Origin of the sequence: Peribacillus sp. YIM B13481 (genome assembly GCF_042787985.1) — a bacterium.
Lineage (GTDB): Bacteria > Bacillota > Bacilli > Bacillales > DSM-1321 > Peribacillus > Peribacillus simplex_A.
In genome coordinates, this window is record NZ_JBHZPE010000087.1 from 1 (window position 1) to 10,097 (window position 10,097).

The window sequence follows — 10,097 nt, forward strand, 5'->3', positions numbered from 1 at the left end:
TTGCTTTTTTAATAGTGTGTGCTCACTTAAAATTTAACGTTGGCGCTTTGTTTTGTTCAGTTTTCAAAGAGCAATTTTCACAATCGTTCTTTCGAACGGCTTGTTTATTCATCATAACACTTTATTGATTAGTTGTCAACTTCTGCGAAGTTTTTAACTTATTTTAAATCGCTGTGTTTTTCAGCGACCATTTCATCTTATCATTTTCATAGTAAGAAGTCAATAGTTATTATTTTCTTCTAGCAATCTGCCAAAAGCGGATGAAGTTTTTCGTTTGTCTTAGTTGGTGCTTATTTATATTAATCCTATTTCACCTTAAAGTCAACGCTTTTTCTCTATATTATTATATTTGTTTGAGTGCACAGTCTATTAGCTTCTAAAGTTTAAACAATTCCATGACAGTACTTATATAAATAGAAAGAAATGTAACCATACATAATTACTTTGTGGATTGTATATTATCATTCTGCAGGGATGCAAAGTGTAAAAAAGAGCTCCTTCAGCTGTTTAATTAAATTGACTACCCCCTATCCCCTCGAATATTCATTGTTTTTTCCCTAATTCTTGAATGTCTTGCCAGTATACCTGTCGGTCTTTCTCCTCAGAGGAAAAGTTTTGCAAAGAACAGATAGGGTTATCGGCAAAAAAACTCAGAACTCCTCTGTAAACATCCATACTACATATAATAGCCTAATAAACTCCTGTATATCTTTTTTATGAATGACATCTAAATCTAATGAATAATGGAGTGTGGAATATAACCAAATTGACTTCACAATTTCCATCATGTTAATATATAACCAAGTAATATAATCGGAATAGTTAATTTTATACTTTTCAAGCTAACTTTTAATTAAACATAACTATATAGCTAAAAGGAGATGGGAATATGAAAGCAGCAATGGTAATACCAGGTGCGGAATCTTTTTTCTTACCCGGCAATTCTATCGGTATCCTTATTTGCCATGGTTTTAATGGAACACCACAAAGCGTAAGGTATTTAGGTGAAAAATTCGCTGCCAAAGGCTTTACTGTCTTCGCTCCCAGATTGGCGGGCCACGGAACGAATGAAGGTGAAATGGAAACGAGCCATTATCAAGAATGGATACAAGATGTTGAAATGGCCTATGCAAAGTTAAAGCGAACCTGCACCAAAGTATTCGCTATTGGCCAATCAATGGGAGGAGCTCTTGTCCTGGATTTAGCTACAAAAGTGGCTTGTGACGGGATTCTAACCATCAATGCCGCTCTTCAAGTTCCTGAATATGAAATATACCGTAACCAATTGGTTCCACGCTTCATTCCTGAAGGCAAACCAGACATAAAAGATGATACGACCAAAGAAGTCACATATGACCAAGTTCCGTCAAAAGCGATTAATCAATTGCTCGATATAATGGAACATACCAGTCAACTACTTAAAAACATTACGTGCCCAATACTCCTCTTCCATTCTCCAGAAGATCACGTTGTACCAGACCTATGTTCCTATCAGATTTACGAAACTGTCATGTCCAGTGATAAGGAAATGGTGCCCCTTGAAAATTCATATCATGTGGCCTCGTTGGATCATGATAAAGATCATATCATTGAACGGTCATGTCAATTCATTCAAAAGCAAAATAAAAGGGCAACAATCGCTTCTTAACCTCCTTTCACTATAAATTGGGTTTACCCATACACTTCATGGGTATATAAAGTATATAAAGAAAAAGGAGGTAACATAATGAGCGGTTTATCAGACAAAGTAAAAAGTACTGTAAATAAGGTTAAAGGTGAAACGAAAGACCAGGTCGGAAACGCGAAAAATGATCCTCACTTACAAGCAGAAGGTAAAGTCGATAAATTAAAAGGCAATTTACAGGATAACATTAGTAAATTGAAAAATAACCGTTGAAGCAATAGATGGGTACATTATTCACTCAATACTCTTAACGAACATTCTCGCCCCCCCTTATATAGAGAAGAGGCGGCAGATAATCTGCCACCTCTTCCTTCTTTAATTTGCTTGAATAACTACAACACACATATCATCCGGTTGATCTTGCTGCATTTTCGGAGGCATCAAAAAATCAATAGGGGGAGTTTCTTTACAATCTAACCATCTCATCGAGACCGCTTCTTTTATTTGGCTGAGCCCTTCTGTCCCTTCCCGATCAATAGCTTCCATGACTCCATCCGTAAATAGCATAAGCTGAATCTTCTCTTCATAATGAATGATGGATTTTTCTATCTTCATCTCGGTAAAGAAACCAACTGGACATGTCCCTTTTGAAAGGGATGCCACTTTTCCATCATCTATTAAAGCAAAGCCTGGAGGATGTCCAGCATTCACATATTCCACTGTCTTTTGCTCTGTATCAATGAGCAAATAAATCGCGGTAAAATAATAATGTACTAGGTTGTCCTCTTTATTAAGGGTACTCATCCAGCGATTCATTTCGTTTATGACTGCCACTGGATCAGTATGTGTCCTGATGGCATCTCTCAAAACTGAAGAAATGAACATACACACAAGTGAGGCGGAAATGCCATGCCCCATCATATCCAACAGGATGATCCCATACCGATTTTCATCAATACGGTGCCAATAGTACATATCCCCTGCCAATTTATTCGCAGGTAAGTATGATGCTCTTATAGTTAAGTGGTCATTTCTAATGGGCTCACTTAATAAACTGCTTTGAACCTGCATGGAGAGATCCAATTCGTTGCGAATTTTTTCATCCTGCATTTTATGCCAATCTTTTTCATATTTAAGTCTTAAACCCACGCGAATTCTCGCAAGTAAATCTATTTTATTGATAGGCTTCATTATATAATCAATACCGCCCACATCAAGTGCCTCGGCCACCTTGTTTGAATCTTCAAGAGCGGTCACAAAAATAACCGGTATATCTTTAAGGTGAGGAATACTTTGAAGCCTCCTGCATGCCTCTATCCCATCGATCTCCGGCATCATAATATCAAGCAGAATGATATCAACTGAAGTCTCTTTAGGTTGCGGACTATCCACCTGTAAATATTCAAACATCTCAACAGCTGAAGTTAATGATAGAAAGTCCGTATAGCCAGCTCGCTTTAGAATTTTCTCTATAACGAAAAGGTTAACCTGGTTATCATCTACGATTAGAATCGTCATTCTTTCATTCCCCTTTTGGCTTATATCGAGCGGTAACATTTATCTTTATAATATGGATCAGTTTAATAAAGCTCCCATAACAATTATTTTCCCATTATATTATAACGAAGTTCAGTCTCTTTTAATAATAATAAAGCACGACAACGAATATAAAATGAAGACCAACTCATTGTTTATACCCCTTCTTCCGACACCATAAACATAGAAATGCAAAAAAAGCGGAAAATATAGTATATCCCTATAAATTAAAAGAAAGAGTACGCAAATATGCGTACTCTTTCTTTTTACAATTTCCGATAAATCCGTTCCTTTGAGTCAAAGTCCTCATAATCTTCCGAAAAGGATGATGTATGAAGTGTTTCCTTACTGCCAACTGCAAGGAAACCGTCTTTACAAAGACTGTCATAAAACAACTGATTAACATAGGTCTGTAATTCACCGGTAAAGTAAATCATCACATTCCGGCACATTATGATATGAAATTCATTGAACGAACCATCAGTAACTAAATTATGCTGGAAAAACACAATGTTTTTAAGGAGACTCGAATCAAGGTAGGCATTTTGATAATCGGTTGTGTAATACTCCGAAAATTCTCGGTTACCGCCAGCATGCAGATAGTTTTTTGTATAAGACTGCATTCTATTTAATGGTAATATTCCTTTTTCCGCATGACTGAGGACTTCATCATTCATATCAGTGGCATAAATCCTTGCCTTATCATAAAGTCCTTCTTCCTTGAGGATGATCGCCATGGAAAAGGCTTCTTCACCGGTCGAACAACCAGCATGCCATATTCTGATTTCGGGAAGGTTTTTCAAAAGCGGAACGATATTCAAACGAAAAGCTTTAAAGAATTCCGGATCGCGAAACATTTCTGTAACATTTATTGAAAAATCCTTCAAAAGCTTCTCGACATAGCCTTTTTCATATAAAACCATTTCTATCATTCCGCTAATCCTGCGAATATGATCCAGTCTCATTCTATTTTCAACTCTTCTTTTAATTGAAGAACGCATATACTTGCGAAAGTCAAAGCCGGAAACGGAATAAATGGCCTCTAACAATAATTCGATTTCTATATCTTCTCTTTCTTCAATCGTTAAAGTATCCTTCATGCAAAACCTTCCTTACCCATACTATCAATCAATTAATTAGTCAGCCATACTCTTAGAACGGATAACAGCTGATCTAATTTTAATGGCTTGCTGACATAATCGGAAGCGCCAGCCTTCAGGCATTTTTCCCTATCGCCTTTCATCGCTTTGGCCGTTAGCGCGATGATTGGAAGATTCTCGAACTTACTTTGCTCGCGAATTCTGGTCATCGTTTCGTAACCGTCCATGCCTGGCATCATGATATCCATCAATATTACATCTATATCGTTACCTTTTTCAAGGAGTTCCAAACATTCGTAGCCGTTTTCAGCTGTAAGGATTTCCATCCCCTCATGCTTCAGGGCATTTTTCAGTGCAAATATATTTCGGTGGTCATCATCGACGACAAGTACTGTTTTATTGCAGAATGGTTTGGCCTTATCCCGATCTTCTTCATCCATCATACCTGCATCCGGTTCTCCCTGATCGCCAAAAGGTGCCGCAGGCTCATCGTGGTTAGCAGCAGCTGCCACTTCTGGAGAAGCCGCTATTGCTTCGCCAACATTTTTGAAGCCCTCTGGCATGCTTGGAATAAAGAGGGTGAAGGTACTGCCTTGCCCTTCTTCACTATCTACAATCACCCAGCCTCCTAGGAGTTTGGCAAACTCCCGGCAAATCGATAGCCCAAGTCCTGTACCGCCATATTTTCTCATTGTAGCTCCATCACCTTGCTGGAACGCTTCAAAGATAAGTTTTTGCTTCTCTTTTGAAATTCCGATACCCGTATCCTTCACCTTAATTTCAACCCAATTGCTAGCTCCTTTTGTCTGTATCCATTGTGCTACATTTTCTTCATCAGCTTTTTTGATTTGGACTGACACATAACCTTTTTCTGTGAATTTAAATGCATTGGACAACAGGTTTTTCAAAATTTGCTGGAAGCGTTGTTCATCCGTAAAGAAAATATCCGGAACATTTTTATCTTTTTCTATTATAAAGTCAATGTTCTTTTTCTTGGCTACATGATCGAAGTTACGGTGCAATAACTCAGGAAGTTCACTCATATTCATTTCATCAAAGACCACTTCGAGCTTTCCGACTTCAACTTTTGATAAATCCAAAATGTCATTGATCAACGTTAATAAGTCTTGCCCTGATGAGTTAATGACACGAGCGAATTCCTGTTGCTCTTCAGTTAATTTACTATCATTTGGATCGGAAAGCATTTCTGATAAAATCAGAATACTATTGAGCGGTGTCCGCAATTCATGGGACATATTTGCCATGAACTCCGATTTATATTTTGAACTTAACTTTAATTCTTCGGCTTGTTTTTCAAGGTTTTGTTTTGCGACTTGAAGCTCTTTTGATTTTTCTTCCGTTTCACGGTTTCTCTCTTCTAATTGTTCATTAATCATCCGTAACTCTTCAGCCTGTGTTTGCAGTTCCTCTGATTGGGCTTGCATTTCCTCTGACTGTGATTGTAATTCTTCCGATTGAGCCTGTAACTCTTCGGTTTGTGCCTGTGATTCTTGCAATAAACGCTCTATTTCCATCCGGCCCTCTACATTATTAATCGTAATGCCTAGAGTATCAAGAACCTGGTTCAGGAAATGTTTTTGCAACTTCGTAAAGGCCTCCAAGCTTGCCAATTCAACCATCGCCACAACTTCATCCTCAAAAACCACTGGCGCAATGACAATGCTTTTCGGATTGACTTCCCCTAATCCCGTTGTAACCAAGTGGAAATCTTCAGGGATATCGTCAATGACTTTCGATTTCTTTTCAAGGGCGCATTGTCCGATCAAACCTTCGCCCATACGGAATTCACGTCTGCCTGAGTCTTCACCATCTCCTGCAAAGCTGGCAAGCTTAACAAAACGCATATCCTCACCCTCACCCCGCTTGAGGTAAAAAGCTCCAATTGAAGCTCCCATCATCGGTGCAAGTCTCGTAATGAATCGGTCAGCTAGAACTTCCACCTCAACAATGCGCTGATACATGGTAGCTATATCTGCAACACGGGTCTGGATCCAGTTCTGTTCACTGATCTTATCAGTGAAATCTTTCTCTTTTCGATTATAAACTTCAAGCGATTCAGCCATATCATTGAACGATCTCGCTATATCACCAATTTCATCAGTAGTTCGAACCGGAATTCTAGGTACGACCGATAAATTTTTAAAATCGATATTTTTGATGACTTTCGTAATGGATTGCAGATCTTTCGATGTACTGCGAATCATCCAAACAACTGTTACGGAAATAACCAAAATGCTGAGAATGACCGCAAAAATCACAAAACCGATCATATCTTCATAAGTTTGTTTCGAATTACTTAAGGTATCTTTCATGACACCTTCTTGGTAATCCTTAAATTCATCCATCGTACTGATGACTTTCTTTCGTTTTTCCCTTTGATCGTCCATCAAGTTTGAAAGATCATCCGAAGAGTTTCCCGATTTTATCTTTTGGATGATCTCAGCCTCAGTTATGGAGTAAGAAGCATATTGAGTTTCAAACTCTTTCAATAATTGTTTTGCTTTCACCCTCTGTAAACTGCCTGATAACCCTGCAATTTTTGATTCAATCAAACTATGATTCTCATTGATGATTTCAAGGCTCTCTGCTCTTTCTTCTTTATTTGCATCATTAGCTGCAAACAAAATCTCACGGTCCGACCTAGAAAACAGCTGACGGATTTCCATCGAAGCTTGAACCTTTTCGTAGCGATTTTCAACTATTTCCGTCATGCTACTCTTTAGATTGTTAAGCATGAACATCATGAAAGAAAGTAAAATAGCCAAGAAAAGTAAGATTAAACCGAATCCCAACATTTGCTTCTTCCTAAAACCCATTTTCCCGCCCACCTTCATACAAATTTATAATCAGCCAGAAATAAACGGCATTGCAAAATACATCTTATTACTATCATTTGGATCACTAGGAATTTTCTTTATATGCTTTTAATTTACTAAATGATAGATAGATTCATTGCTCAGACTCCATTTTAACATTTCCATAGCTAAAATGGTTACCTGCAGAGTTTTTTTAAATGCATTCCTTTTTCCAATTAAGTGGCAGTCTATCTTTTCCATTGTTATAACCAAAAGGCCATTGTCCGAACCGAGGACAGTTTTTAAATCCGTATTTACTCATAATAAAAGCCGAAAGTTTTCACCTTCGGCTCTTGTTGCGAATCTGTTATTGAATTTTCTTCACTTCCACATATAAAACATGGTGGTCGGCCATTTCCTTTACAGTAAATTCATATCCGGCATATTCAATTCTATCCCCGACCGCAATCTCAAATCGGCCTGTCAGGAACCATCCGCCCAATGTATCGATATCTTCCTCTGGCAAATCGATTGCAAGGGTATCATTGACGTCTTCAACCAATGTTTTTGCATCGAAAACATAATGTCCTTCATTAATTTTTTGAATAAGCGGACGTTCATCCTGGTCAAATTCATCCTGGATTTCCCCAACGATTTCTTCAAGGATGTCTTCAACTGTAACAAGGCCGGCAGTTCCGCCATATTCATCAGTCAAGACCGCCATATGAATCCGTTCCTTCTGCATTTTCAGCAGCAGATCATGAATGGCGATCGTTTCAAGAACACGGATGACAGGTGTTACAAAGGAATCCACCGTCAGCTCTGTTACATTTTCCTCTGTAATCGTCGCTGTATAAAGTCTCTTGATATTGACCATTCCCACGACATTATCTTTATCACCGTCTATGACTGGGTACCTTGTGTATTGTTCTTCTTGAATAAGTTCAACAACTTCCAATAAAGGCATGCCCTTTTCGATAACGGTCATTTCCGTACGCGGAACCATGATCTCATTCGCAATACGCTCATCAAATTCAAATATCTGGTTTACATATTTGTATTCCGACTGGTTGATCTCACCGCTTTTATAGCTTTCCGATAAAATGATGCGCAGTTCTTCTTCAGAGTGGGCCATTTCGGACTCAGAAGCAGGCTTTAATCCGAATATGCCAGTTAGGAGACGGGCAGAACCATTCAGTAACCAAATAAATGGGTACAAAATCCGGTAAAAGAGAATTAACGGCTTTGAAAAAAGCAAGGTTACCTCTTCTGCCTTTTGGATCGCAACTGTTTTTGGTGCCAGTTCCCCCACTACAACATGAAGGAATGTTACAGAACCGAATGCGATTACGAAAGAAATGATATGACTTACCGATTCCTCTAATCCCCATTTATTGAACAATGGTCTTAAAATCGCCTCAACTGTCGGTTCACCCAAGACCCCCAAACCTAAGGCAGTTACTGTAATCCCCAACTGACAGGCAGATAAGTACTCATCAATATGGGTCGTCACTTTCTTAGCCGCAAGTGCATTTCTATGCCCTTCTTCAATCAACTGATTGATTCGGGAACTTCTGACTTTCACGATTGCAAATTCCGATGCAACGAAAAATGCGGTTAATGCTATTAGTACAGCTACTGCTAATAATTTTATAAAAATCTCCAATATGTGCGGGTTCACCATGAAGTGCCTATCCTTCTAACATTTGGATTAGACATACACGGTTTAATCCCAAGCACCTCCTGTATAAATGGGTTTATTCGTTTCAAAAAGCGATTTTCGCCTTAACATGAACCAAAACCATTTAGCCTATATCGTTAATATGCACCTTTGCACACAAAATAATAGGGAATAAATTTTAATCATACCAGCAACACTAGTAATGATTGGATCAAGGCCATGCTTTCATGGGAAATCTGTTTTTTTAGAAGAAGCTCATTTTTTTCGTCTTTTTTAATCAAGCTGATGACTTCTTGAAGTTCTTCGTTCAGGCCATCCATTTTATTTTTCAGTTGAAGACCTGTTTCCTCAATTGCTGATGCGAATTCCTTTTCCTGTTTAAATATATCTTTTATGTCTTCCAATGAAAGGTTCTTTCTTTTATATCCCTCGATACTGCGGAGCCTTTCAAGTTCACCTACCGAATAATAGCGGTAATTAGAGGCGGAACGCTCTGCTTTAAGCAGGCCTAAGTTCGTATAATAATCAACGGTTCGTTTTGTAACATTCGCCATTTCCGCCAACTCGCCAATTTTTAATGTCTCGTTCCCAATATAACCCCTCCAAACCGTAACGTGATGGTTTAGACAATCTGAACATATGTCTTTTCCGCCATGACGTTTTATTCTATCCTCTAATCGTACATTATTTTTATTGAAATGAAAAATATTTTTAATTAGATAAAAGGATAAATATTGTTTTATTCACATTTTTACCCTTCATGGATAAACAAAAACCGATTAATTGAATAATCGGTTTAATTTATGATTTAAGCCATGGATTCTATTTTTTTGTTTTAACTGAAAATTGATTGCTCAATATCTTAGGACCGCATTGGCATAGGGAAGAATGCTTTAGCCTTTTTATTGGTTTTCCGCATGTTTCACAGACTTTTGCTACCATTTAAACTGTCCTCCTCGCTTTAACTGCTTGTTATACCTATTATACTACCTCAATAATGATAATCAATACTATATTAAAATTATTATAAACTATAGGGTGATTTTTCATTTGTATCACTTATTTTATAAGCATCTCACTTCACAAGTGATACATATGGCTTTTGGTGATTCCTTTGGCAGCGGGACTTTTAGGCCTTCTCTTTAAAAATGGGACTGACATACGTCAGTCCCACAGTTTGTAGACAAAAGGGGTTCGGAATTAAAAAATTCCGAACCCCTTTTTGAGATTCCCTTTGAATTTTTGCCTGAAGTTAGGAGATTGGGGCTCTACGAGCCCACTATGTTAGGCCATTTTTGGACCTCGCCATGTCCAATTGGCCATCTTCTTTAAATTAATGG

7 protein-coding genes are annotated in these 10,097 nt (G+C 38.0%); 2 read left to right on the forward strand and 5 right to left on the reverse strand.

Going from position 1 to position 10,097, the window contains the following annotated elements; all coding sequences use genetic code 11:
- The first annotated feature begins 889 nt into the window (after positions 1-889).
- Both ACFX4X_RS24345 and ACFX4X_RS24350 read left to right on the forward strand, forming a co-directional pair.
- Entirely contained in the window at positions 890-1,648 is a 759-nt protein-coding gene (locus ACFX4X_RS24345) for an alpha/beta hydrolase (RefSeq protein WP_061461167.1), read from the forward strand.
- A 78-nt stretch (positions 1,649-1,726) separates the two neighbouring features.
- Positions 1,727-1,897 carry a CsbD family protein gene (locus tag ACFX4X_RS24350; RefSeq protein ID WP_081108663.1) on the forward strand — a complete coding sequence of 57 codons (171 nt, stop codon included), beginning with the start codon at positions 1,727-1,729 and terminating at the stop codon, positions 1,895-1,897.
- A 102-nt stretch (positions 1,898-1,999) separates the two neighbouring features.
- Here ACFX4X_RS24350 and ACFX4X_RS24355 read toward each other — a convergent pair whose 3' ends face one another.
- From ACFX4X_RS24355 to ACFX4X_RS24375, 5 genes are all read right to left on the reverse strand, one after another.
- Positions 2,000-3,142, reverse strand: a complete 1,143-nt coding sequence (locus ACFX4X_RS24355) for a PP2C family protein-serine/threonine phosphatase (protein WP_377387266.1) — start codon at positions 3,140-3,142, stop codon at positions 2,000-2,002.
- Positions 3,143-3,426: 284 nt separating this feature from the next.
- Complete coding sequence (locus tag ACFX4X_RS24360) at positions 3,427-4,260, reverse strand: CheR family methyltransferase (RefSeq protein ID WP_377387269.1); 834 nt, start codon at positions 4,258-4,260, stop codon at positions 3,427-3,429.
- Positions 4,261-4,292: 32 nt separating this feature from the next.
- The gene (locus ACFX4X_RS24365) at positions 4,293-7,097 is read right to left on the reverse strand and encodes a response regulator (protein WP_377387272.1); all 2,805 of its coding nucleotides are present in this window, start codon (positions 7,095-7,097) and stop codon (positions 4,293-4,295) included.
- A gap of 346 nt (positions 7,098-7,443) precedes the next feature.
- Complete coding sequence (locus ACFX4X_RS24370; RefSeq protein ID WP_377387275.1) at positions 7,444-8,760, reverse strand: hemolysin family protein; 1,317 nt, start codon at positions 8,758-8,760, stop codon at positions 7,444-7,446.
- 179 nt (positions 8,761-8,939) lie between these two features.
- Complete coding sequence (locus tag ACFX4X_RS24375; protein ID WP_377387278.1) at positions 8,940-9,311, reverse strand: MerR family transcriptional regulator; 372 nt, start codon at positions 9,309-9,311, stop codon at positions 8,940-8,942.
- Positions 9,312-10,097 lie beyond the last annotated feature (786 nt).